Origin of the sequence: Bacillus cereus group sp. MYBK245-2, from assembly GCF_051916145.1 — a bacterium.
GTDB classification, from domain to species: domain Bacteria; phylum Bacillota; class Bacilli; order Bacillales; family Bacillaceae_G; genus Bacillus_A; species Bacillus_A pacificus.
Window position 1 is genome coordinate 266482 of the sequence record NZ_JBQAGB010000001.1, and the last position, 26235, is coordinate 292716.

Below are 26235 nucleotides of genomic sequence, written 5' to 3' on the forward strand. Positions count from 1 at the left end.
GCACTACTTGGTTCTTTTTTTAAGCTTGTTCTTCAAATCGTCTTGCAATCTCTACAATAACTTGAACAGCTTTTTCCATAACATCTACCGAAACATACTCGAATTTACCGTGATAGTTTTCACCACCTGTGAAAATATTCGGCGTTGGTAATCCCATATATGATAACTGTGATCCATCTGTCCCGCCGCGAATCGGATGAATGTTTGGTTCGATATTTAAACTTTTCATTGCCTCATATGCAATATCAACAATTTCTCTCACTGGTTCAATCTTTTCAAGCATGTTATAGTATTGATCATTCATTTCTAAAACGACTGCATCTTGTCCATACTTCTCTTGCATTTGCTTCACAATATTTTCAACGTTATGTTTACGTGCTTCAAAATTTTCACGATCAAAATCTCGAATAATATAATACGCTTTACTTTGCTCAACATCACCATTTAAAGAAAGTAAATGATAGAATCCTTCATAGCCCTCAGTATATTCCGGCGCCTCTTCTACTGGTAAATACCCATTAAACTCCATAGCAAGTTTAGTTGCGTTACGCATTTTATTTTTCGCTGTTCCAGGATGTGTATTCGTTCCGTTAAACGTTAACTTAGCACCTGCAGCATTAAAGCTTTCATATTCTAAACCACCTAATGGACCTCCATCCATCGTATAAGCGAATGATGCACCAAACGCTTCTACATCAAAATGTGCTGGGCCACGGCCAATTTCTTCATCCGGCGTAAATGCAACTCTTATTTTTCCATGCTTAATTTGTGGATTATGTACTAAATAGTTCATTGCAACCATAATTTCTGTCAAACCAGCTTTATCATCTGCTCCAAGAAGTGTCGTACCATCCGTTGTAATAATCGTATGACCTTTATAAGATGGTAACTCTGGGAATTGCTCTGGTGTTAACACAACATTTAGCTCTTCATTTAACGTAATTGCGTTCCCGTCAAAGTTTTCATGAATTTGTGGTTTTACATTTTCCCCTGTAAAATCTGTCGCCGTATCTAAATGTGCTAAAAAGCCAATTACAGGAACATCCTTATCCGTATTAGCAGGAAGTGTTGCCATTACATAACCGTTATCATCCATCGTCACTTCTGTTAACCCAATTTCTTTTAGCTCTTCCACTAATAACTTACCAAATTCAATTTGTCCAGGTGTTGTTGGCACTGTATGACTTTCTTCATTTGATTGCGTATCAATTTTTACATATCTCGTAAATCTTTCAATAAGTTCTTGTTTCAAACTCGTTCACTCCCTTTTATATTTCTTTCTCTATTATAATCCTTGAGACGAAATATTTTAACTTTTTTGACTGTGAATACATATATTTCATTTGCATTTTAGCTATTTTAAATACCGACTGAAAAGTCGTAATATTTGTACATTAGAACTCTTACATGTAATATACATAATTATACAATATGGGAGGTTTTAAAAATGAGGCTAACTCTCTTTCGCTATTTTCTTTTTTTCTTAGGATTAATTTTTTTCGGCCTTGGAAATGCTCTTGCAGTAAAAGTTAAATTTCTCGGTTTACATCCTTGGGAAGTTTTAAACATGGCTCTCTACCAAATGTTTGGATGGACTATTGGTACGTGGAGTGTCGTATGTGGATTATGTCTCGTTCTCATTTCTTTACTAGTAGATCGAAAATACATAAATGTAGGAACATTTTTAAATGCACTACTTATAGGTCCGATTATGGACTTTTTCTTACAATCAAATATTCTTCCAAACGCTAGTGATTATTTATGGTTAAACTTACTCATTTTATTTTCTGGCATTGCCATTACAGGTATCGGGGGAGGTATGTATGTTGCGGCTGGAATCGGCGCTGGACCTCGTGATGGATTCATGCTTACTATTTCCGACAAAACCGGTCTATCTATTAGCCGTGCTAGAATCATAGTAGAATGCTTTGTACTAGTTATTGGATTTATGCTCGGTGGCCCTGTTTTTGTCGTAACTTTTCTATACACTTTTATTCAAAGTCCAATCTTCCAGCAATCATTTAAAATGTTTCAAACACTCCTACATACTTTACAAAACAAAAACAAAGAGCAAATTAATGAAAATTTATAAAACACAACTTAATACAAATAAATTCACCCTATTTACGGCTCTCACCGCAAATAGGGTGTTTCTTTTTCATCTCACAATTTAAGAATATATGCTACTCATTCACAATAAAAGTATATACATCATTATAAATACAACCATTCACCCTAATAACGTACTTCCCAGGTTTACTAAAACGAATTGTGTATTTGTTTAGCTGAATTGCTTCTTTATCTCCAGAAAGAACATCAATGCTTCTGCCACTTAATACATATAATTCATTTGGATTCATCGATACATCAATTGCATTGAAATTCTCCTCTTTCATTTGCTGTACTTCCGCAGCGCTTACACTTGGTTCTAAAAACAGTAGTCCACTTAATCCAATCGTCCCCGCTAAAGCAACTCCCGCAAACTTTTTAATTTGTTTCATTACAATGACCTCCTTATAGATTTTGCGTAAAGGTGATGTCCCCCCTTACACCACAAAGCCTATATGTAATGAAATAAAAAGTAAACGAGGACAGTAAGACAAAATTCTACATCTTTTTCTCCTATTGAATATAAATCCAACGTTTGGAGTTTTGTCACATTTAAAATTGTTTACTTAAACCAACTTCCAATTATATTATTCAGAAACTGAATAATTACTTATTGATTTAACATTCTAAAAATAGTTGATAAAAATACTTTCTATTCAAATAAGAAGATTTTGCTATAAAAGTAACTTTTACAATAAAGCCCATACAACCAATTTTATTCTGCTTTCCATAATCTCTCTACATTCATTAATTGTTCTTCTTTAAACTCCATCTTATATATATCTGGTTTTGACGTATTCATTAAAAATTCGAAACCATATTGCTTATCAAAATAATTCATCATGAGTGTCATGACAAGTCCATGTGTACCAATTATAATTTTTTGTCCTTGAAAATCCATTAAGATTTCTTTTAATACTTTCACTACCCTTCTTTGGCAATCCGCATATGACTCTCCTTCCGTTCGTGCAAAGTCCGGATTAGAGAACATCTTCTTTACAAGTGGATACACTTCTTTATCTGATATAACTTGATCTCCACTGGAAAACATACACTCCTTAAGATTTTCATATATTAATATTTCTTTTTCATAGAAATCGGCTGTTTTTTCTATCGTTAATACCGCTCTCTTATACGGACTTGAAATGAAAGTATCGATTCCCTCTGTTTTTAATATCTCTGTTACTCTATGAGCGTCTAAACTTCCCTTTTCAGTTAATCCACGTGTTCTTTCACCCTCTTCTAATTTTGGTGATTCACCGTGCCTAACCATATAAATATATGTATTCATACTTCCTCCTCGAAAATATTAATTCATTCATATTTTATAAACTTTGCTGATTTGTCCGTTTAATCCATTCTCCTACTAAACTCTCGAACAATTCAGGTTGTTCAATTTGTAAATTATGCCCTGCCATATCTAACACCGCTAATGTCGCTCTTGGATAATCATCAATAATTTCTATAATATCTTGATAACCTACGGATATATCTTGTCTTCCAGCTAGTAAAAGAACAGGTTTCTCATATTTCATATGATGAAAATTCATAGTAAGAGAGTAATTTTTTTGCAACCTTTCAATAAACTCATAATTAGCAATATCTAGTCCCGGCTTAATCTCCTCTTTAAATCTCGTATATGTATATTCATTCGCGACCACTGCTAACTCGCAAAATTCTTCTCTATCAGTTGAAGTAAGCTTATTTAAAAACTCTTTATCTTGTACAATTACCTGTTTATTCGGGCGGATCCTTTTTTCTTGCTCCGCTACAACAACAGGACATACTAATAGTAATCCATTAACTCTTTCAAACAGCTTTGTGAGTATACCTCGAGCTAAATATCCGCCATAGGACTCCCCTATTAATAAAAAGTTTTTCGTTGGAATAATTTTTTCAATACATGCAATTAACAGTTCTAACATATGATCTGAACTATTTATCCAATCTGGAGCATTCGATTTCCCCATGCCAGGTAAATCAATATATATTCTTTGGTAACCTTTATATTTTTCGAATACTGATTCCATGCACCTCTGCATTAACCTATGATCAGGTGCACAGCCATGTATAATAATGACTGGTTTTCCTTCGCCAATAATTTCATAATATATTTCTGCATCCTTAATCCGGCATATCATAAAAAAGTCCCCCTAGTGTTCTATTCATCTTTACAGGCACCCCTCTCACCCCCATAGGAATACACGTTCTTATTTTATAACTTTTCAGAACATAATTTCAAATTTTATTTTTCAGATTCCAAATAAAAAAAGCCTTCCATGAGTGTATCTCCTCAAAAGAAAGCTCTCTTACGTATTTCCTCCTACTTGAACTTCAAGCATAATTACACATTATTCTTCTAATTTCATCAACACAATTCTCCAGCCATCTGGATCCTCTATCGTTATCCCCTTATCTTTCCAATATGGGTTCTCTGGTTCGACTTCATCATATCCCAATGCATGCAACCTTTTACTCACCTTTTTCATTTCACTATCTTCATGCATATAAAATACGAGTAAATTATCTTTTGTCGGAGCTGGACATGGGCTCCCATCTATATGTCTTGTAAATTCTAAATGATACTCTTCATCTGGGAGTCCAAACATGACCCCATCATAGCCTTCATGATCATAGAATTCACCTATACGTTTTAAGCCCAATCCTTTTTCATAGAATTCTATCACCTTTTCAAACTGATCAGTTGGACGTGCTATTCGAAACTTTACCCAGTTCTTCATGCTCTTCCTCCTATACTAGAGATTTCATACATACTTACGTATTATTGTATATACGCAACATCTTTTTGAAATCCCTCATTCGTATGAGAATAGATGCATACAAAAGTTTAGTTTATACTTTATAACATTCAATTTTATATAAAATTGAATGTTATACCCTTATGCAATTATACATATTCACTTGCGAACCACTAAAAAACCTTTAAAATTCAAAGGATGACTAAATATACAATTTCCATTTAAAATCTTGATGTAATATATACTATCAAACGCCATGTTTTTTAATTTTAAGAAGTATTAAACTCTTCATCACTTTCCTTATACGCATGATTTTTATAAGGAAATCTGATACAATTCTTAAATAATATTATTATGTATAGATATTACGAATATAGTGCATAATTAAAGAAGGTGATTTTATTGAAATTAAATAAAAATTTACAACTATGTATATTAATTGGAACATTAATGTGTTATTCAATCTATTTTATGTTTTTCTATCTATTCCCCACTCATTTTTCAAATTCGGATGTACGCTTCGCTTCACTTATTGTTGAAGCCATTACATTTGTATCACTCATTTATTCTATATATTCTAAAAAAGTTAGTTCAAATCCGTTTTGGATATGTATCACGATAGCAATTGGTAGTTTTTTATTAGGAAAAATAGTATATACATATCAAGATAGCTTCTTCAAAATTCCAATACATCGTTTTACTATTTCTGATGTGTTTTATATGCTTTTTCTACTTTTCTGTCTTATCGCTTTCTGCTATAAAATCCTAAAAGAATGCGATAAATGGGAAAAAGCATTCTTTATTTGTGATATATGCATAGTACTTACTTCCATATTCACATTAGAGTGGTATTTATTTAATCAACCAAATTTAAATATATTCTCTCTTTCACTAGGAGATGTTTTTCTTTCATTTCTATATCCAATTGCAGATTTATTATTCCTTCTACTAGGTGTTAGTCTCTTTTTCCGTCCAACAATTTTTAATTCTAAACGGAAAATTTATATCTTTATTTTTGTATTAATAAGTTCTGCAACTTTTAACTATATTTATTTTTACTTAAATAACCATTTATCAACTGAAGCGATAACATTATTACGTCTTTTATATAGAATACCTATATTACTTATTGCAATAGCTGGATCTATTTCAGAAGATCGTAATAGTCATAAAAATTATTTCATTGTAAACCCTATAATAGGAAAAAAGGCTTTAGTTGTATTTCCCTATCTTGCTGTTGCAATACTAATCGGGTTTACATTAAAGGAACAAACATCATCTTCCACTCTCATTACGGGAAATTGTATTACTTTTATTTTCGTACTCATTCGTCATTCTATTGTACGTATGCAAAACAATTCCCTAACTAAACGTTTACAGGCATTTAATGCTCAACTAGAAGAAAAGGTTACTTTACGGACTTCAGATTTAGTTCATAAATCTGAGGCTCTATCTCAAAAGCAACAAAAATTCAAATCATTATATGAATATCATCCTGACCCTATTTTTACAATTGATTTAAATGGCGTATTCTTAAATGTAAATAAAGCTGGAAGTATACTACTCGGTGCACCAACGGATGAGTTACTTGGTGAAACTTGTTTTTCGATTATTTTAGATGAAGACAAATATAAACTAGCATCTGCATTAGAAAAAGTGAAACAACAAGAATCAGCATCCTTACAACTTAGTTCTCAATATAAAGATGGATTTACTTATTCTTTATACGTTACCATCGTCCCTATTATGATAGACGGGCAAATTTCAGGAAGCTATATTATGATGAAAGATATTACTGCGCTAAAAAAACAGCAAGAAGAAATAAAATATTTAGCATTCCATGATACTGTAACGAAAATTGGGAACCGTGCCTTTTTCCATAAGAAATTAAAAAGAATTATAAAAAATGCTAAAACGACAGAAAGCGAGTTTGCATTATTATATTTGGACTTAGATCGCTTTAAAGCAATTAACGATACACTTGGACATTCGGCAGGGGATTACATATTAGAAGAAGTAGCGAAGCGATTCCAATCCTGTCTTCCATCACATACTCATCTGTCAAGAATCGGTGGTGATGAGTTTACAGTCTTAATTGAAAACTATACTGATGAAGATTCTTTATTCGAGTTATGCAACCAGTTATTTGAATGCATGGAAAAATCGTTTGTCATACATGAACATACATTAAGTTTATCACTAAGTATTGGCATCGCCATTTATCCATATTCCGGAATCGATACCGCTACACTTCTGAAAAACGCTAATGTTGCAATGTATGATGCGAAAGCAAAAGAACTTAATTCTGTCTCTATTTATGATGACGTAATTGCAAACAAAATTGAAAGACGATTACGATTAGAAAAAGATTTACCAAATGCAATTCAAAATGAAGAATTGTTCCTTTTATATCAACCTCAAGTTGATAGCGAATCTAACGACATTATCGGTGCTGAAGCTTTAATCAGGTGGAATCATCCTGAATTAGGTATTATTTCTCCATACGAGTTTATTCCGATTGCAGAAGAAACACTACAAATCATTCCAATAGGAAAATGGACATTACAACAAGCATGTCAACAAATGAAACGTTGGCATACACTCGGATATTCTCATTTAAAAATAGGCGTAAATTTATCTGCTAAAGAATTTGAACAAGAAGATTTTGTAAAGTCTATTTCTGCTACATTAACAAATACAGGTTTACCAGCAAGTTCTCTTGATCTTGAATTAACAGAACGAATTGCAATGATGGATGAGCGAGAAACATTAATAAAACTGCGTACACTAAAGAGTTTAGGCGTTCACATTTCAATTGACGACTTTGGTACAGGTTATTCTTCGCTAGCTTATTTACCTTTATATCCAATCGATACGTTAAAAATCCCGAGAGAATTTATTACAATGTCTGAAACATGTGACGATGGAATGGAAATTATTAAAACGATCATCACATTAGCAAATACATTAGGAATGTCAGTTATCGCTGAAGGTGTAGAAACGAAAGAACACGTGCGTTTCCTTCAAAAAAATAATTGTCAATTTATTCAAGGTTACTACTACAGCAAGCCTATTCATGCTGATTCATTTTCTACTCTTCTCAAAAAAGGTGTTCATTCTCTGTAACGTAAATACATACAAGAAAAGGAAAGAAGAGACGGACTCATCTTTCCTTTTTTGTACTTTGCAACTTTTCATTTCCTTCACATATCATTTATGTAAGTAGTTACTAATATATTTATGATAACAGACTTGAATAGGAGGGAATTACATGCACCACGACAATCCAAATCATAAACTTTCCAAAAACATTCCTCTATCCCTCTTCTCAATAAAAAACGAGCTAAAACAAAAATGCATCAACGTAAATAACTTCCTTGCTCCCCTTTCGAACGAAGAAAAAGTATTCATATATACAATTAAAGAAAGAACAAAATTATTGAATCAAAATAATGTTACAAGAACTCGTGCTTACTATCAATTTTACAAAAGATATCCTGAAATACATTGGGCATTACTTGGACATATGGTATCGCGGAACGGCGGTTGGAATATGACCGATTTAAAGGGGGATTTATATACGAAATTGTTATCTGATAACGATCAATTTACTTTCTTTTCTTTTTTAGAACGGGGTAATTGGCTTATCTTTCAAGATGTGTATCCACAATTTTTATTATATGAACAGAGTGTTAAAAAAAATAAAAATCTTTTTCATCTCCTCCCTCACCTCAATGTGTCAACATTTATGGAAACGATGTGGAACTTTTTTTGGAAAACTGGAAACAAACAAATATTAACGATTGCGACTATTATTAATGAACAAAACTACTTAGAAAAAAGAGTGATTCAAAATAAATACTTCAAAAAAAATGTACTAAATAGTATTGGATTTAAACTTTTTGATTTCTTTCAATTTAATCATATTCTCTTCCCTTTCTCTGAAGAAAATACTGTACAAAAAACAATATTAATTGGTGATACAATGAAACATTTCACTTCCTTACACGAACGAATTTTGCTCGGAAAACGATTATATACATTATTGTTTCATGATGAACACGTTTTAGCTCGTATACTACAATGGGCTGACACTCATCCACATACTGGATCACGAAAAGATTATTGGCCACATTTATTTTCAAGTGTGAATGAATCCTTTTCAAGAGAGTTTTATAAACGAAGAATAAAGAAATGCCAATTAAAAAGTGATGCCCACCGTATATATAGCCCTGCACTTATGTATGTATGGAAAAATATGAAACATGAAGAAACAGAACATGAAGATTGGTTTAACGACTGGCAAGTCATACATTATTTAACCGATAAGGAGGAAAGGATACATGGACAAATTACAGAAGACTACTGTAAAACACTCGAAAAAATTGAGTTGGCAATTCTTGCAAAGAAAAACGTCCTCCTTCGAGAAGAAGAATAACCTTTTCGCATTAGTTATTACAATCTTATTCTCTTCTATTATCGGAACTTGCTTAGATGCTTTCTTTGTTGCGAAACAAATGTATTCCTTTCCGGTTAGACCATTCTCATCCATATTTTCAATTAACATTGGCTTTACTTTATTTGTACTACCGATTTTAACAACGATTTTCATACAAATTTCAAAAACATTATCTACAGTTTCTAGAAGTCTATTTATTATTTCAATAGGTATTTGTGCTAGCATTTTTGAACAGATTTCTGAAAGATTCGGTTTCTTTATTCATAGTTTGGATTGGAATCATACATATTCTTTATTTGGCTATATGATTTTCTTTTCTTTTATTTGGAAAGTATATTATTTCATAATTAATAAAAAAGAGTACTAAAAGGCTAGCAAACCTTTTCGTACTCTTTTTTATTATGTTTCATATATTTATTACGCATATAATTCGGATAACTCAATTATTTTATTAACAATACTTTGTTCATCTATTTTTAAACATGTGGATGCATGACCCAATAATACTTCATGACTCCCAACACAAATGCTTTCCTTAGCGTGTAGAAACATTGATAAATCGTTCGAATCATTACCAAACACTACGAATTCTCTCTCTTTTATACCCAATCGTTGTAACCCTACCCATTTATCAATATTCTCAGGGCTTATATCCACGATCCCTTCATTATCATGTTCATAAATACGTATAGGAAGTTCTGTTAACATATTCATAATATATTCTTTTTGAACATGGTCAGGAAATAATACCACCTTCACTACTTCCTTAATTTCATCAATATGTACATTATTAGCCAATTGATTAGGATCTATGTTTTTGTAGATAGGATGATTCTCGCTTCCTGTATAAGAATAATTCCAATGACTATCTATCAAATATGAAAGACTATGTTTCTTTATTATTGAATGTATAGCACTTACCGTTCCTGGATCAAAAGTTATAACTTCGATAGTCTCCTTTCCCTTTGCAATAAATGCCCCATTCCCACCAATCATTGAATAATGATGCATATGATTTGGTAGCACCGGTAATAAGTCCCTAATCGGTCTAGCTGATGCAAATATAACCTCATGCCCTTTACTTTGACATACGTCTAGTGCGTGAATTATCCCTTTCGTTACTGCGTTCCCTTTAAAACAAATAGTACCATCAATATCAAAAATAAATTTCATATACATCACTCCTTTCTTTTTAATGTATATGAATTATTTTATAATAGAAAGGACAGACGTCCCAAAAGGAGAAACATTATGCAAAATATTGTAGATAATACCTTATTATTAAGCTACTTAAATAACGAGTACATAAAAAAGCTATTCCAACAATTCAATCATCCATTTAAGATCCTTAGATATGAAGCGAAAGAAACTGTACTACACGAAGGCGAAATGATTGATGGCCTATATATTCAAATGTCAGGTCGTACAAAAATAACTTCAAGTGTAATTACAGGTAAAGCATTATTACTAAGATTTTGTTCTGCCGTTTCTATCATGGGAGATATTGAATTAATTCAGTCCGTAAACATACAATCTCATGTAACCTCCGAACAACAGACGGATTTTCTTTTTATTGATAAAAATTATGTAACAAGTTACTTATTACAAGATGTAATCTTCCTTCAAGAACTCATTCATCACGTCACTTATAAACTACAAACCTGCACAACAGCTTCACGTATCAATTTACTAGCTTCTGTGGAAACACGCTTTGCTAGTTATTTATGTACAGCCCGAAATCCATCTAATTTATTTGGGCGCGAAATTCATACTAAAGATCATCATGAAATAGCCTCATTAATCGGGACAACTACCCGTCATCTTAATCGAGTCATTGAAAAACTAATAGCTAACAATATCATGCATAAAAATAATAAACAAATTGTTGTTGACGATTGGAAAGCTATTGATACCCTTTCAAATGGACTACGATATGAATAAAAATTTAATAATTATATAACCCACTTTAATAAAGAGACCGTTTTTATAACGATCTCTTTTTAAGCATAATCTTCAGTTATTGCTAATGATGTAGGATTTTGAAGGCGTTTTGAACGCAAACGATAGGCAACGATTTTCTTTTTATATTGCTTTATTACATCAACATGTTCCTCATGACTATACAGAGAAAATCGAATCTCTTTATTCCCTTTCTTCGTGTTAATAACGATTGGTGTTCCTTCCCCGTGCGGCGGAAAATAATGTTTATCTAAAAATAGAGCTTCGTTAAATTCATGAATAACTTGTAGTTTCGTTTCCCCCTCTATATTTTTTCCGTCTATCAATATAGTGGTATTCTCTTCCTCAAGTTTTTGATGCAATTCAAATCTACTAATAATTGATTCTACAACAGAAGTCGGCATACTAGAAACTAGTACTTTAATCGCACCAAAAATAAATAATGTAACTATAAACCATGTTGTCATTTTCATCATCTCCATTACATTTTAAAATATAAATTTCGTTCCATACCGTATAATTATACTAATAAGTATTCCGGTTACAATCATCGTCACCGAACCGATCGTCGCTTCTTTCTCGCCTTCCTTCACAAGACGACTTACCCCGATAATATGTGATGAGCAGCCCATTCCCACTCCTTTTCCAATTGTACTCGTTATACGGAAAAACTTAAGTACTGTTGGTCCAATAATAGCACCTGTGATTCCTGCAACAACTACAAAACTAGAAGTCATAGACCAACTAAGCTAAATATATATAGCACGCATACTTGAAGTAAAAGTGTCACGTACTTCATTTCTTCTCCTCTTTTCACTATCTCACATCCATGTTATGAAATCTCATTTAACGTATCAGCAAACCGTGCAATTCCAAGTTGAATTTGTTCTATATTAACTCTCCCAAAAGTAAAACGAATATATTCACTTTTAGTACCTAAAACACTTCCCGGAACAAACGCTACACCATTTCGTATAGATTCGCCTAATAAATGATATTCATCAAACGTTCCTTGCACTTTGCACCATAAATGTATTCCACCCTCTGGAACAAAAAATTCAACCTGATCCCCTAATATTTCTTTAAGCTTTCTAATTAACGCATCTCTTCTTTCTTTCAATTGTCCACGAAGCATTGTAATATGTGCATGAAAATCTTCTGATTCTAAAAATTGATTTGCCACCCACTGTGTAAATACACTATGGCCAAAATCAACTTGCTGCTTCGCATCCGCTAAACGCTCTATTACACGCGTAGGGCCAATTACCCAGCCAATCCGTAATCCTGATGCAACAATTTTTGATAGTGAACTTATATAAAGAACATTCCCGTTTTGATCCATTGATTTTAATGTTGGATTCACTTCACCATTAAATGAAGTTAAACTATACGGATCATCTTCTACAATCGGTATGCCAAATTCAGAAGACAGTTCTAAAATCTTTTTACGTCTTGCCAATGAAAGCACGGTTCCAGTTGGATTTTGATAATCCGGATTTAAAAATACCATACGAATACGATGCTTTTTATGCAAATCAATTAAGTCATCTGGATTCATTCCATGCTGATCAACAGGTAAATGGAATATTTTTAAGCCAGCTGATTTAAATATCGGCAGTGAAAAACAATACGAAGGGTCCTCAATTGCAATCGCATCACCAGGTTTTAATAGGCATTGAACGATAAGATTAAGTGCCTGTTGTGCTCCAGATGTAATAAGGATAGAATTCGAATCTGCTTCAATTTGTTTATATTGCTGAACATGTGCTGCAATTGTTTTTCTCAACATTTCATTTCCAAGTGGATGGTCATAACCGAGGTTTTCCATAAATGTTTTCTCCGACAAAATCGTTCGGAATCTATCACTCGGAATTAATTCTGGTGACAATTCACCACTCGCTAAATTAATTAAGTCGTTTTTTTGTGTTTCCGTTCGAATTTGTTGAACGAGTGGTACATTAGGTAAGAATGACCCATCCTCGACGTACCTACCCCAGTTTGGTATTCGTTTATGCGAAACACCCCATATATCTGTATTCACCCGCGTTCCGCTTCCTTTTTGCCGTTCTACTACTCCAAGTGATTTTAATTCTTCATATGCAGCTACTATCGTACTCCTATTCACTTGTAATTCTTTTGCTAACATACGCTCAGAAGGTAACTTACTGTCAGAAGGAAACTCACCTGAAGAAATACCCCTTTCAATATAACCCGCTATTTGTTTATATACAGGCGTCTTATCTGCACGATTTGGTTTCCATTCCATATAGTTGCCTCCTTTCAAAACGAACTATCCTCAATTTATTACTAACAGTATTCACCGTAAAAATAGTATTAATTAGTCACATTTTCTCATCCAAAAATGGATATATTAAAATAGCTCCGTCTCTAATTACTCGATAGCTTCTGAAATTCCAGCTTCATGCTCTCGTTGCAGTTCGGTTACAAACTATCAAATTATTACCGCATACCATGTTACCCCTAGCAGTAGAACAAAAAGAAGGACAATATAGATGGCAGATAAATTTTTCACATTTCTCTTTGTGGACTTGCCGTAATTCTCCTCTACATTTCGTGCAACTAGCACGGTCCCAAACAGTGATACAATTACAATAATAACGACTAGTGAAATCGCAAAGCTCATTGTATTTTCACCTCTCTAAGGCCAGTCTATTTTTATTAAGAACTTCCTCTTTAAAACGTTGATAACATACTACCTTTCTTCTCTTATCATAATAGATGTTTGCAAAAAACGGACCAACCACTTTTATATTTTTTTGCTCATCCACTTTAAAAATAAAAAGCAACTGAACACTTATGATCAGTTGCTTTTTCCCAGGATTATTTATGCCAATTTTCATTTGAAATTAATTCGATTTAAAAGTTTAGTCTTTTCATAATGAAACATCGATTGAGATAAATCGAAAATTGTTCCATTTACAAGATACACTGTATTTTCAATAAGAAGCGACGTATTTTATCGCTTCTTATCCTCATCATCTTTATTCTTTTATAAGTGACTTATTCGCTCTTATAACTTCTTGATATAGCAGTGGTGACCAATTTTCATTTATATAGTCTTGAATAATCCAGCCTACTCTTGTAGGGTTCTTTTGTTTTATATAGTTTGCAATTTCAGGATTTATATAAGAGGCATAGTAATATGGACTATTCCATGCTGTACCACCAGAAGACAAGCTTGTAAAATTAATATATAGATGATTTAAATCCTCACTATCGTTCATCGTTTCATTTATCGTATCTTTAATAGATTTTACTTTCTCATCATAACTCACTTTATATTTATCTTGTACTGTTACATGTACATTTTGATTTACAGTTGTGGTAAACGTCTCATTATCTGGCCAATAGAAATTATTATATCCTCCAGATTCATTACTACCACCATATCTTTTTAGTAGTACAATTTTCCCACGAGCATCTCCCAATTTTATATTTCCTTCTGTTTTTAAAAAGATAGGATCCACAAAATAACTTTTTTCAAACGTATTACTAAAGGAACTTTCTGCTCCTTTCATATCCTCATACTCTTTTTTTAAAGACATAATAATCGTTTCACTTGGGTTATCTTTTAAAAATTGTTTCGCTTCGTTTATGAATTCATGCAGTGTTACATAAAGATATAATGGCCCATGATGAAGGACTATCGTATTATCATCTGTTAAACGTCCTCTTATATCAAAAATACGAGCTCCATGATCCATTTGGTAACGAAAATCATATTCTTGCGTCATTCCCCACACTTGCTTTATTGGATTTTGTAATTTGAACGTCCCGCTATCATGTGTTCCTGGAATTGAAATTCGTACTAATGAGATATTATCAGGTATAGATTGCATCCACTTTGACCAATTTTCAAACTCATTAACAGAGCTTGCTGCAACTACTTGCTTATCATGTAAAGCAAATACAAATGTGATAAATATCGTACTACATATGAATAATTTCAAAATAAATTTCTTACTGCTCATTATTATTCCTCCTTTTTCTGTTTTATATCAAACTTATTGAATATAATATAATCTGGTGAGTAAAAAATAAATAACATTTCATAAATATGAAATATTACATAGAAGTAAAGTAAAAAAATCATTCACATATCCTAAATTAGAAAAATTTAAAGGAACTTCACCTGAAGTTCCTTTCGTTTACTTTATATTCAATACATATGAACCATCTTTATTCTCATACTTATAGACGTATAAATAATATTTACCTGGCTTTGCATTATAAGTACCTTTAACTACATTTCCTTCGTTTTCACCATATGCTACATAGTTATTTAAATCTGATTCATGATGAAGCACCCATGTCATCCCAATGTTTTGTTCATTTAATAGAGAAATAGTAATATTTTCTGGCGAGTCAATTTGGAAAGTAAATACATCTACTCTATCACTATTATGTAGTGTCCCTTTCATCGGTGTATGAAAGTTAACTTTATTTGCCTGTATACGTTCATTATTTGGTTCATTTTCTGTTACTTGTAACTCATTTCCACCGTTTGGTTTTCTTTGTCCATACCCTAAGTTTACTAGTATAGACTTCAAATCTGGTAAAACACCAATTCTATCTGAATATGGATCTTTAGATTTTGTTCCTGTATCCTGGTTGCTTAATATTGCTCTTAGTTCACTCGGTCTATATGGTTGTCCTAAGTTTTCTTTAGCAATGCTTTGTACTAAAGTCGCTGCTCCGGCAATAATAGGTGACGCACTCGACGTGCCACTAAAGCTAGATGTATAAAGATTTACAGCACTTCGACTTTGCTCAGCTGTAGTTGTATCTACGTTTTCTCCCCAACCATACACATCAATACGGCTTCCATAATTCGAAAACCACATACGTTCATGAGGGAAAGATGAAGAGCCCGCTCCTACCATAATTGCACCTGAATCTTTAAAATCTTTACTATTACGATTTAAAATTTGTTTACCATTTCTATCTTTAAATTGATCTAAATCATTCCAACCATTCGCTCCAGCTTCTATAATGACAACACCTTTATCTGTACCAGCACGAATTGCATCAAAGATATCTGGTTGTACCTCAACAGGTAAATATTTATCACCATACCCATCAAAGGAAGCTTGTGCCTCTAATAATAAAACATCCCCAGCTTCTAACTGATTTATAGCACTTAATATTGCATCAGCTGTATTATACTGTCCGTTATCTCTTATTTGAGAAATCACCTTTGCTTTCGCTTTTGGCGCAATCCCAATATTCCCAACTTCATTGTCCTCAGAGGATACAATTCCTAGTACAGACGTCCCATGACCGACATGTTGATCTATATTTCTTCCAGACATTAATTCAATATTTTGATGTACTAAATCCTCATGATTTAATAACCATCCATATTCCATATCAACAAAGGTTACATCACTTCCATTACCGCCTCGGACTCCCCAGGCGAAAGGCGCATTAATACCAGATGGTGCTGCTTCAAGATAACCTTGTTTTTCATATCTAGGATTGTTATTAGGATTAAACGATACACTTAATGGCTGTACTTCCGGTGGTGTTATTTTTTCTTGTTTCTTTATATACACATCTTCTATTAAAGAAGATGTCTTTAACTTATCTACTAGTTCTTCCTCTTGCCCACCATGTTGAGTTTGAAGAATATAGTAGTTTAATAAACTTGTAGATACATTATTAGGTGCTTTCACTTCAAGGTTTTGTATTTGTTCCGGGCTTACAGATGTGAATAAACGAGTAAATGTTACATCTGGGTATTCTGCCAAAAGATCTTCTATTACTTTATCGTTCGTTTGAGATTGTATTTGTTTTTCAATACCATCTTCATATGGAAATTTCAAATCCGCTTTAAATTTTACAATGATTTGCTTATCTGTTTCTTGTTCTATTCCTAATTTACTCTGCTGTTCTATAGAATCAGCATGTACACTATTGACAGTGCCTCCTATTCCTAAAAGTGTTGTAATAATTACAGTTGACGTACACATTTTTTGAAATATTTTCATTACATCAATCCTCCTATTAATAATAATTAATCACTATATTAATCTATAATGATTTTATTTATATAACATATTCCCTTTCTACTAAATAGATTATAGTAATCAGCAATATGAACTTCAATGTATTTTCATATGCAATATTTCATATTCGGACTCTACACTAAATAAATAAGAAACTTATAATGATTATTTATTTTATATGTGCTAATATACTTACATTAAAATATTATATGTAGACATTTTAAGCTACATTACTTAACCGTTTTACCTTATTTTTCCTAGGAGGATTTACAATGAAATTATTAAAAATAAAACATATAATCCCTTTATCTGCAGCTGCAATTACATTCGTATGTAGTCACAGTACAGCTGAAGCTTCTACCATTCATACAGTAAAAAAGAATGATACACTTTGGGGCATTAGTAAACAATACGGCGTTTCAATACAATCCATTAAACAGGCTAATAATAAAGGAAACGATCAAACTTTCATTGGCGAACAGTTACATATCCCGGGTTCCGTCAACTCAAATGAAATCACTGTTCGCCAAAACGCCAAGCCTGCGAACATTTCTGGACAAATTATTTATCAGGTACAACCGGGAGATTCATTAGAAACGATAGCAAAGCGTTACAATGTTACCGTTCAATCTATAAAACAAATGAACAACACAATCGAAAACAAGCTTTATACAGGACAACATTTAAAAATCAACTCAAGTATTTCAGAAAAAGAAAAAGACTTAATGGCACGCTTAGTTACCGCTGAAGCAGGTGGCGAATCATATAAAGGAAAAGTAGCAGTAGCTAAAGTTATACTAAACCGTGTAAACGCAAAAGGTTTTCCAAATACAATAACAGGCGTTATTTATGAACCTATTAAATACGGATATGCATTTACTCCTGTTACAGATGGAAGAATTAATCAGCCTGCAAGCGCAGAAGCAAAAATGGCTGTAGAAGAGGCTATCTCCACAAATGGAATACATTCTGATTGGCTTTATTTCTATAACCCGAAAACATCAACAGACAAGTGGATTACGACACGTCAAACAGTAGCAGTAATTGGTAACCACGTCTTCGCTAAATAACATTTAAAATCATTAACAGACCTCTTCACTTAAAAGGTCTGTTTTTTTGTATGTAAGAATTTATTTATCATGTGATATAGTGGTCTTTGAAAACTAATTCTTCTTGTAAATAAAGACACTTGTATTTACTTCATCACTCTAAGAAATTAAAAAAGCGTCAAGTTCAAAAACTCCCCTTTATTAATAAAATTTATTTCTTACCTTCATAAAATTGTTATACACTAGAAAAATAAAAAACAAACTATTCGTTAGCAGGTGAAAGAATATGTATGATGTTACAATTATCGGCGCTGGAGTAAGTAGCATTTTTCTGGCTTATTCACTAGTTAAAAATAACAAAAAAGTTTTAATTCTTGATAAAGGTAAAACGCTAGGAGCTCGCCATTGTCCTTTAGACGAAGGAAAAGCGTGTAATTGTACTACATGTGATAAATATTTCGGATTTGCTGGTTTAGGAAAATCTGAAGGGAAATTTAATTATACAAACGGATTTGGTGGAGAACTTGAGCAAAAAGTTGGTAAAGAGGGCTTTATACAACTTATGGCTGAAGTAGATGAAATTCTATGTCAGTTCGGAGGAAATTCAGTTTCAAAATATTCTACAGAAAATCCAAATCTCAATAAGAGAGCTGCATCGTGTGGTTTACAAATGCTAACAACAGAAGTACGGCATCTTGGTACTACCCTTTCAAATGAAATTTTTCAGCAACTCTACGAATTTTTACTTACGAAAATAAATATACAATTTCATATAGATGTACAACATATTATGAAACAGAAAGATCATTTTACTATAGATACAAATGAAGGAACATTTCAATCTAGGCAACTAGTATTTGCAACTGGGCGTTCCGGAGCAGATTGGTTAAAGGAGATGTGCACTTCTCTACATATTTCTCAGGAACAAACTCGTGTAGATTTAGGTATCAGGGTAGAGATGAAAGAACACCAATTACGTTCTATATTAAAAGATACATTTGAGACTAAACTTTCTTATGAGCATGAAGATTTCACAGCGACTACATACTGTATGAATCCAAAAGGACGCATTATTAGAAAGTACGAAGAAGGTTTAGTTATGCCTGACGGTCAAAATTTTCGAGAGAAAGGAACTGGTACACCTAACTTAAACTTCACTTTATTTATCCCGCGCTATTTTCCAACTCTCAAAGAAGCAAATGTATATGCAAGTTCAATTATTAAAAACATTAACCAAGGACGAGATCGGATTGTTATACAGCGCTTAGAGGACTTACTAAATAAACAGCCTACAATAGCGAACGACATGAAATATAACCGTATACAACCTACGCTACAAGGAGATTATGGAGATTTGAATACAGAAATTCCTCCATTATATATTGAAGGACTTAAAGAATTTTTATTACGATTAGAACAATTCATCCAAGAACCGATCGATACAGATACTTTATTATATGGAATTGACGGAAAGTTTTATGCTCCTACGATAAAACTCAATAATCATTTTGAAACGAGTATAAATGGCCTATTTTTAGTTGGGGATTGTTCAGGCGTCACTCATTCATTATCTCAAGCTGCTGCAAGTGGGTTATATGTTGGAAAATATTTATCTCACATTTAATTTCCTTCATTCAGATTGCAATTAAATATTTTAACTTCCATAGTAATAGCTTACTATTTCCCCACAAAAAATCAGGGTTTTATGAGATACATATTTAACATAGCCATTGACATTCAATTCTCACAAATTGAATGTCAACAGTTTTAAAATCCTCTATTCATTTCCATTTTCATTTGTTCGATATTTTGTAACATCATCATAGTGTTTAATATGTTAGGATGTCTATAAGTATTTTTTACTACAACTATGACTTTTTCTGCTCTGTTCTAAAAAATAGATTTACGCTTTAAATTTCCTCATTGTACGTATGTGAATACTTTATATTATTACCTTTAGAAACCATTAGCTAAATGGTTCAGTATACTATAATAGTTATAAAAATATAATATATAACACAAGTTAAATAAATTACAAAAAGAAGGAGTAAAAATGAAAAATAAAATCAATTTACAAATGCAAAATATAAGCTTTGTTTTAATAATTGCTTTAGCAGTATGGTTAAAAACATATCTTATTACAAGGTTCAGTTTTGATTTAAAAATTGAATCTTCTACACAAGAGCTTATTTTGTTTATTAGTCCACTCGCTACATCATTAGCTTTTGTCGGATTAGCATTATTTGCAACCGGTGAAAAAAGAAATTATATCGCGCTATGTATCAACTTCGTATTAACAATCGTACTCGTTGGAAATGTAATGTTCTATGATTTTTATAGCGATTTCGTTACGTTACCAGTACTTGGACAAACATCAAACTTCGGCCAATTAGGCGGCAGTATTATAGAAATATTGAACTACAAAATTATACTCGCATTCGTAGACATTATTTTCTTCTTTATTTTATTGAAGAAAAAATCAATAGTCTTCCAAACAGGACGTGTAACTCATCCGGCACGCTTGTTATATTTTCTTTTAACGATTGGTGTATTTTTTGCTAATCTACATCTTGCAGAAAAAGAGCGACCTGAACTATTAACAAGATCATTTGACCGAGTTATGCTTGTTAAAAATTTAGGACTATACACGCATCAAGTTTATGATTTAACACTGCAAGTAAAAGCAGGATCACAAAAGGCACTTGCTGATAGTAGCAAATTACAAGAAACTGAAAACTACGTGAAGGCAAACCAAAGTGAGCCGAACCCTAATATGTTTGGTGTAGCGAAAGGAAAAAACGTAATTGTTGTCACTCTTGAATCCCTGCAAACCTTTTTAATAGGAGCAACAGTTAACGGACAAGAAGTTACACCCTTTTTGAATGAATTCATAAATGAAAGCTATTACTTTGATAACTTTTTCCACCAAACTGGGCAAGGAAAAACATCCGATTCTGAATTTCTAATCGATACGTCATTGTATCCATTAAATCGAGGAGCTGTATTCTTCACACACGGTAACAACGATTATACTGCGACTCCAGAAATTCTACGTCAGCAAGGTTATTTCACTTCTGTATTCCATGCGAATAACGCCACATTTTGGAATCGTAACATCATGTACTCTGCTCTCGGTTATGATCGTTACTATAATGAACTTGATTACAAAATTACGCCCGAAACAAATTTAAATTGGGGCTTAAAAGATATCGAATACTTTGATCAATCAGTAGATATATTAAAAACTGTTGATCAACCATTTTACGCTCGTTTTCTTACTTTAACGAACCATTATCCATTTACGTATGATGAAGATACACAATTCATTGAACCATATAACTCTGGTAATGGCGTATTTGATCGTTATATTGTAACAGCACGTTACTTAGACGAATCAATAAAAAAATTTATTGAGCGTTTAAAAGCCGAGGGAATGTATGATGATTCTATTATTGTTTTATATGGTGATCATTATGGCATTTCTGAAAAACATAATCGCGCGATGGCACAGTTTTTAGAAAAAGATCAAATAACAGAATTTGATACTTTAAATTTACAACGCACACCTTTATATATTCATATCCCTGGACAAACAGAAGGTCGAACGATTTCAAAGCCTACGGGACAAATCGATATGAAACCTACTATTCTCAATTTATTAGGAATTGATACTACAAACGATATTCGTTTTGGCCATGATATGTTTTCGGATGAATATGCCGGTTTTGTTGTTTTACGTGATGGTAGCTTCATTACAGACAAGTATGCATACAAAAACAATACTTTCTATGACCGCATAACAGGTGAAATTGTAGACTTACCAAAAGAAGAAGCAGAAGCACTCATTAAACGTGCACAAAATGAATTACGAATGTCTGACAAAATTATTGAAGGCGATTTATTACGTTTCTCAGAAAGTAATAAAATTAAAGAGACTGAAAAATAATCTTAATATGAAAAGGGAGCAACTCGTTATAGTTGCTCCCTTTTATTCTCCTATAATACATGATGCAGTTTCATATATTTCATTTTTATTCTACGCTTGTCTCTAAACTTACATCTGTATAAGCATGATCATCACCTATATGTAAAATCACTTCACATTGACGTAATCTCAATTCAAAGAGCATGATGGAATCATGATAAACTTCAGGGTTTGATTTCATTTTATGTAACATCTCTTGTTTTTCTTGTATTTCTAATTGTATATTCTCTACAGCTTGTTTCAAGGAGTTAAATGGATTCCTAAAGAATATATGAATATCTCGCTCTTGTGTGTTTTCGAATAGCTCAAATTGCAAGAAAAATTTCTTCATAATAGAATCCGTTACCTCGGTATAATCTTCATTTTCTACATACTGTTTGTATTTGTTATATAGCATAGTTTTGTTTTTCGGAAGAACTCCAAATAATTTACCGGCACTTTTCAATAAAAATTGTGCTGGCGTAAATCGACGTAAAATATTTACTTCATCCATTTGTATTCTAGTCGTCATTCTGTCAGTATCTCTGCGCCAGTCATCAAGCACTTTAAAGTCACATTCTAACTGTATTCGATTTTCTCCAAATAAAGAATTAAGTCCTTCACTAAGTTCTTCTAAGTACGATTGACTTTGAAGGAGCTCATTATGAGAAGTGGCAATCCAATTTTGCATAGAAAGAGCAAGATTAGGTAATACAGTTTGTTCTAAATATTTATGCACTCTTTCGTTCATTGCTTTATTTAGTTCTGTATCCATGTGACCGAAATCACTGTCTTCACTCATTAAATCAGAACAACTCTGTAATATCTTCGGTATATTTTCAGTAAGATCGTTCGTAATTTCCATTTTCATTGCACGATATGACTGTGTAATGAAATGAATTTTTTCCCTCTCAAATGCAGTAAGGTTATTCATGCTACCGTTTAGTTTCACTAGCATATCTTCATTCCAATTAATAGCATCCACTAGATTATTTTCTTTCTCAACTCGTTTATCCAAAAGATATGTAATTGTTTTTCGAATGAAAAATAATAGCTTTTCAGTACGTTCTGCATCGATATTTTTATGATTAAAGTTAAAATGAATAAACTCTGTTAATTCATTCAATTGTTGATTACTTGTATATAACGAAGAGTAAGGGAAAATCCTCGCATGCGGGAAATATGTGTTTATTCTCGTTGCCGTATCATGTAGTACTCTTTTTACTTCTGCTTCACTATAAATGTTATCGATTTTATTTAATAAGAAATGCACTTGTAAATTTGGTGTATGCTCTTGAATGTTTAATAGAATATCACGCTCTTTATCAGTAAAAGGTGAATCTGCATTCAATACAAACAATAATTCATCTACAGAATTTAGATATTCAAATACCTCATCCCTAGTGTCGTTATTCCTATTAAAGCCGGGTGTAACTACAAATGTAAGTTTATTTTCACTTAAAAATCTGCATGGTAATTTAAATTCGACACATGCTCTATCTCTATATGTTTGATGGTGCTGAGACATCATATTATGGTAATCAGAGATATCTTCCGTTGTTGTAATTGCAGCGTCTGTTATGGCGTTAATTTCTGTATGAGCATCATTTTTTAAAACTACTACATTTGAAATTGATTTTTCTACTATATTTTCTCCTAATATAGAGTTAATAAATGTAGTTTTTCCGTTCCCTGAAGTTCCCGTTACTAAAATACGATTTGTTCTTAAATCCGCAAGTTCGTCAACTAACCATCTAAATCGGTGACCTATTTCTATATTTTGCTTTTGTGCCCACTGTGTAATAGATTCAAAAAGATGTAGACTGTACTCTAAAGCATTCACATGATTCATAGAATATGACAGTAGGTTTTCCGCATGTTTTATATTTGATGAATCTATTTGGGTAGGAAAAATTTCATCCCATGCCAATACAGCTGCTGATGGAAATACAGCATACGATGGATTAACTACTTTCAACCAATTTGTTAAAAGATTGGGAATGATATCGTGTAATTGTCTAAGCGTATATTTCCCTTGAATTAATGCAAAGTATGTTTCTTCGTAAAGAGAAGAAATTTTGTCCCATATATCGGAAGACTCTATTTCAATATGTAAGAAAAATTCATTTATTGTGTTAAGCCACAATAAGTAATTTTGTTCATTTTTATAACTGTTCCAAAGTGATGAAACCATTTGCGTAAATTGTACTTGATCTACATTATTTAATGTAACTAATGCATCATAAAAATAATCTGGTGAAATATGTTTAGTAAATCTTTTATCGATATATCCTTTTAACACCTCAAACCACGGATAAGATTCTGTTCGAATCAACTCATTCACAGCAAGCTCTACTGCACTATCAAAATCTTGTTGTTCCTCATAAAAGGAACGGGCAATTTTTGTAACATTCGGATAGTCTGGATTTAAAGAAACTGCTTCTTTAATAACAGCGAAAGCTGAATCAAAATTATTTTGCTCTATGTAAAGAGAAAGTAATTGTAATCTAATTTCAGTCATCAATATTTTATTATCAGTAGTAATGGAAGTGTATACATTTTCAGCAATTGATAATTGATTCAGTTCGAAATACGCATCCGCAATATTTTTTTGTGCCCACGGTGCTAATTCATTACTAACCTTCTCCCATTTAAAAATAGCTGCTTCAAAATCTTGATGGCGATAATAAAATTCACCTTGTGCAAAACGAATATAAGATCCATCAGAAACCTCATTTTTTTCTTCGTTTACATAAGCTTCTCCAAGTACGTCAAGAGGTGATTTTGTTACATTCTCCATTAGAAATGTTTCATAATACATCTTTTTTATTAATTGTTTTTCTATTCTCATCTTTTCCCCCACTATATCTTGAAAATACATTTTTAAGATATGTCAACACTTTATTTATGTATGCTTTTTATCTTAACAAAGAATATCTTTTGGAAAATTTCATTTTCCTTTCATTTTTCAAGTTAGATTGAATTTTTATGAGAAAAGTTTCAGTTTTTTTTCAATTCCCTTTCAGTTATGAAACAGCATTAAATGTTCCTAATAACATAATAACACTATAATATTCCGCATTATATTATCAGGAAAAACTTATATGAATCATATTATAAAAACAATTTATAACGAATATATATACAAAATTCACTTCACCTAACATAAAAGAGTTCATCACATAGTGCTTGTTAGATAGACATATATACTAAGTCTCTTCAGAATTTCACATACACCATGATAATTTAAACAACAACAACAACAATAGCGAGCAGCTATTCATACAATATCTTTCTCGAATTGTTTTCCTTTAGAACACTTCAGTAGTTACGTAATTAAATTCCATTAACCTATATAAATAACTAGTCCAAAAAAAATCTATATGCATATCATGTTATAGTAAAGAATTCAGGAAATCCTAAAAGGAGGCTTTTTCATGTTTGAAGATAAATCTAAAATCAACTACCCATATGAATTTACAGAAACTACAACAATCCCTCTAAAGAATCCTATCAATAAAAATTTCAAAAACGGCTCTGGTACACATACTTTCCCAATTAAAAAACACTATAAGGAACAGGTGCTATATACGGAAAAAATTAATATTAATAAAAACAAATAACCTTATAGACTCTTATAGCAATGAATCAAATAATAACCTATATTAGGCCTTGTATAGTTAATAAACCTTTCTTATACAACTCATGTACTTTTAAAAAGTGCTGATATACAGCGCTTTTTTATACATAGATAATGGAAGAACAAAAAAGGTATGGATATTTTCCGCACCTTTTTTGTCCTTTACTATTTATAAATAAAGCCTACCAGCAAAATTTTACTTGTTGAAGTCACCGGAGAAAGGAGTAGATTTATGATGAATCACAAAGTTAAAGAAGCACCCATGAA

21 protein-coding genes and 2 pseudogenes are annotated in these 26235 nt (G+C 32.2%); 9 read left to right on the top strand and 14 right to left on the bottom strand.

What is annotated here, in order from left to right; genetic code table 11:
* Positions 1–19: 19 nt before the first annotated feature.
* The gene (gene pepT, locus ACTFRN_RS01375; RefSeq protein WP_000807006.1) at positions 20–1252 is read right to left on the bottom strand and encodes a peptidase T; all 1233 of its coding nucleotides are present in this window, start codon (positions 1250–1252) and stop codon (positions 20–22) included.
* A gap of 195 nt (positions 1253–1447) precedes the next feature.
* Here pepT and ACTFRN_RS01380 point away from each other — a divergent pair, with 195 nt between their 5' ends.
* The gene (locus ACTFRN_RS01380; RefSeq protein ID WP_014893546.1) at positions 1448–2092 is read left to right on the top strand and encodes a YczE/YyaS/YitT family protein; all 645 of its coding nucleotides are present in this window, start codon (positions 1448–1450) and stop codon (positions 2090–2092) included.
* 91 nt (positions 2093–2183) lie between these two features.
* On the opposite strand, the gene ACTFRN_RS01385 is transcribed toward ACTFRN_RS01380, so the two are convergent.
* From ACTFRN_RS01385 to ACTFRN_RS01400, 4 genes are all read right to left on the bottom strand, one after another.
* Positions 2184–2501: a hypothetical protein gene (locus tag ACTFRN_RS01385; RefSeq protein WP_000809490.1), complete on the bottom strand. Its 318-nt coding sequence runs from the start codon at positions 2499–2501 to the stop codon at positions 2184–2186.
* A gap of 323 nt (positions 2502–2824) precedes the next feature.
* Positions 2825–3400: a histidine phosphatase family protein gene (locus tag ACTFRN_RS01390; protein WP_001099563.1), complete on the bottom strand. Its 576-nt coding sequence runs from the start codon at positions 3398–3400 to the stop codon at positions 2825–2827.
* Between the two features lie 34 nt (positions 3401–3434).
* Positions 3435–4250, bottom strand: coding sequence for an alpha/beta fold hydrolase (locus ACTFRN_RS01395; RefSeq protein WP_000563089.1), 816 nt, complete (start codon positions 4248–4250; stop codon positions 3435–3437).
* Between the two features lie 210 nt (positions 4251–4460).
* Positions 4461–4850 carry a VOC family protein gene (locus tag ACTFRN_RS01400; protein WP_000800657.1) on the bottom strand — a complete coding sequence of 130 codons (390 nt, stop codon included), beginning with the start codon at positions 4848–4850 and terminating at the stop codon, positions 4461–4463.
* A 420-nt stretch (positions 4851–5270) separates the two neighbouring features.
* Between ACTFRN_RS01400 and ACTFRN_RS01405 the strand changes: the two genes are divergently transcribed.
* The 3 genes from ACTFRN_RS01405 to ACTFRN_RS01415 all read left to right on the top strand — a co-directional run bounded on the left by ACTFRN_RS01405 (position 5271) and on the right by ACTFRN_RS01415 (position 9694).
* Positions 5271–7994, top strand: coding sequence for a putative bifunctional diguanylate cyclase/phosphodiesterase (locus ACTFRN_RS01405; RefSeq protein ID WP_140383340.1), 2724 nt, complete (start codon positions 5271–5273; stop codon positions 7992–7994).
* A gap of 145 nt (positions 7995–8139) precedes the next feature.
* Complete coding sequence (locus tag ACTFRN_RS01410) at positions 8140–9306, top strand: DUF2515 domain-containing protein (RefSeq protein ID WP_088106446.1); 1167 nt, start codon at positions 8140–8142, stop codon at positions 9304–9306.
* A complete protein-coding gene (locus ACTFRN_RS01415) occupies positions 9269–9694 on the top strand; it encodes a CBO0543 family protein (RefSeq protein WP_014893544.1) in 426 nt (141 codons plus the stop codon). Before ACTFRN_RS01410 ends, ACTFRN_RS01415 begins: the two co-directional genes overlap by 38 nt.
* Before the next feature lie 50 nt (positions 9695–9744).
* Here the strand turns inward: ACTFRN_RS01415 and ACTFRN_RS01420 are convergent, their stop codons facing one another.
* A complete protein-coding gene (locus ACTFRN_RS01420; protein ID WP_000668601.1) occupies positions 9745–10500 on the bottom strand; it encodes an HAD-IIB family hydrolase in 756 nt (251 codons plus the stop codon).
* Between the two features lie 78 nt (positions 10501–10578).
* Here ACTFRN_RS01420 and ACTFRN_RS01425 point away from each other — a divergent pair, with 78 nt between their 5' ends.
* Positions 10579–11268 carry a Crp/Fnr family transcriptional regulator gene (locus ACTFRN_RS01425; RefSeq protein WP_001179788.1) on the top strand — a complete coding sequence of 230 codons (690 nt, stop codon included), beginning with the start codon at positions 10579–10581 and terminating at the stop codon, positions 11266–11268.
* 59 nt (positions 11269–11327) lie between these two features.
* On the opposite strand, the gene ACTFRN_RS01430 is transcribed toward ACTFRN_RS01425, so the two are convergent.
* The 7 genes and pseudogenes from ACTFRN_RS01430 to ACTFRN_RS01460 form a co-directional block, all read right to left on the bottom strand.
* Entirely contained in the window at positions 11328–11753 is a 426-nt protein-coding gene (locus ACTFRN_RS01430; RefSeq protein ID WP_087954531.1) for a YfmQ family protein, read from the bottom strand.
* A gap of 21 nt (positions 11754–11774) precedes the next feature.
* A pseudogene (locus ACTFRN_RS01435) lies at positions 11775–12026 on the bottom strand (LrgB family protein); the annotation flags it as partial.
* Positions 12027–12118: 92 nt separating this feature from the next.
* Positions 12119–13552, bottom strand: coding sequence for a MocR-like pyridoxine biosynthesis transcription factor PdxR (pdxR, locus tag ACTFRN_RS01440; protein WP_000454988.1), 1434 nt, complete (start codon positions 13550–13552; stop codon positions 12119–12121).
* 186 nt (positions 13553–13738) lie between these two features.
* Positions 13739–13930, bottom strand: a complete 192-nt coding sequence (locus ACTFRN_RS01445) for a hypothetical protein (RefSeq protein WP_000006463.1) — start codon at positions 13928–13930, stop codon at positions 13739–13741.
* A gap of 213 nt (positions 13931–14143) precedes the next feature.
* Positions 14144–14257, bottom strand: a pseudogene (locus ACTFRN_RS01450) (GntR family transcriptional regulator); the annotation flags it as partial.
* Between the two features lie 31 nt (positions 14258–14288).
* Positions 14289–15278 (bottom strand): phosphatidylinositol diacylglycerol-lyase, encoded by a 990-nt coding sequence (gene plcA, locus ACTFRN_RS01455; protein WP_088106445.1) that lies wholly within the window; start codon positions 15276–15278, stop codon positions 14289–14291.
* A gap of 177 nt (positions 15279–15455) precedes the next feature.
* Positions 15456–17297 (bottom strand): S8 family peptidase, encoded by a 1842-nt coding sequence (locus ACTFRN_RS01460; protein WP_088106444.1) that lies wholly within the window; start codon positions 17295–17297, stop codon positions 15456–15458.
* Positions 17298–17587: 290 nt separating this feature from the next.
* Between ACTFRN_RS01460 and ACTFRN_RS01465 the strand changes: the two genes are divergently transcribed.
* From ACTFRN_RS01465 to ACTFRN_RS01475, 3 genes are all read left to right on the top strand, one after another.
* Positions 17588–18385: a cell wall hydrolase gene (locus ACTFRN_RS01465; protein WP_016718289.1), complete on the top strand. Its 798-nt coding sequence runs from the start codon at positions 17588–17590 to the stop codon at positions 18383–18385.
* Positions 18386–18650: 265 nt separating this feature from the next.
* Positions 18651–19988 (top strand): NAD(P)/FAD-dependent oxidoreductase, encoded by a 1338-nt coding sequence (locus ACTFRN_RS01470; protein WP_000272374.1) that lies wholly within the window; start codon positions 18651–18653, stop codon positions 19986–19988.
* A 429-nt stretch (positions 19989–20417) separates the two neighbouring features.
* Complete coding sequence (locus ACTFRN_RS01475) at positions 20418–22310, top strand: LTA synthase family protein (protein WP_088106443.1); 1893 nt, start codon at positions 20418–20420, stop codon at positions 22308–22310.
* Between the two features lie 85 nt (positions 22311–22395).
* On the opposite strand, the gene ACTFRN_RS01480 is transcribed toward ACTFRN_RS01475, so the two are convergent.
* Positions 22396–25209 (bottom strand): dynamin family protein, encoded by a 2814-nt coding sequence (locus ACTFRN_RS01480; protein WP_140383339.1) that lies wholly within the window; start codon positions 25207–25209, stop codon positions 22396–22398.
* 556 nt (positions 25210–25765) lie between these two features.
* Here ACTFRN_RS01480 and ACTFRN_RS01485 point away from each other — a divergent pair.
* A complete protein-coding gene (locus ACTFRN_RS01485) occupies positions 25766–25951 on the top strand; it encodes a hypothetical protein (protein ID WP_014893540.1) in 186 nt (61 codons plus the stop codon).
* Positions 25952–26235: the final 284 nt, after the last annotated feature.